Source organism: Pseudoalteromonas sp. AWH4_217 (genome assembly GCF_056161105.1).
In genome coordinates this window covers 1-392 of sequence record NZ_JBSWYM010000067.1, presented here as the reverse complement: position 1 = coordinate 392, position 392 = coordinate 1, and the positions used below count along the sequence as shown (strand labels likewise).

Genomic DNA, 392 nt, shown 5'->3' with positions numbered 1-392 from the left:
ATCCCGCACGCGATGCGGGATCCATTTAAACCTGTTTTTCAGTACTGAGTAGGTTTGTTTCGGTGTATTCGTCATACGTACGGAGTGGTCTTCCAGCAGCGGCTCCAGGTTTACCCAGCTCTACCACACTTCCAACAACAACTCCGGCGTCATCCCGCACACGATGCGGGATCCATTTAAACCTGTTTTTCAGTGCTGAGTAGGTTTGTTTCGGTGTATTTGTCATGCCTACGATGTGGCCTTCCAGCAGCGACTCCAGGTTTACCCTGCTTTACCACACCTCCAACAACAACTCCATTGTCATCCCGCACGCGATGCGGGAGCTGTTTATACCTGCTTTTCGGTGTTGAGTAGGTTTGCTTCGATGTATTTGTCATGCCTGCGATGTGGTC

1 protein-coding gene is annotated in these 392 nt (G+C 50.5%); it reads right to left on the bottom strand.

What is annotated here, in order from left to right:
* Window positions 1-176: 176 nt before the first annotated feature.
* Window positions 177-392, bottom strand: a 216-nt coding sequence (locus ACXAH1_RS24690) for a hypothetical protein (RefSeq protein ID WP_475200335.1), incomplete at its 5' end; no start/stop codon positions are given.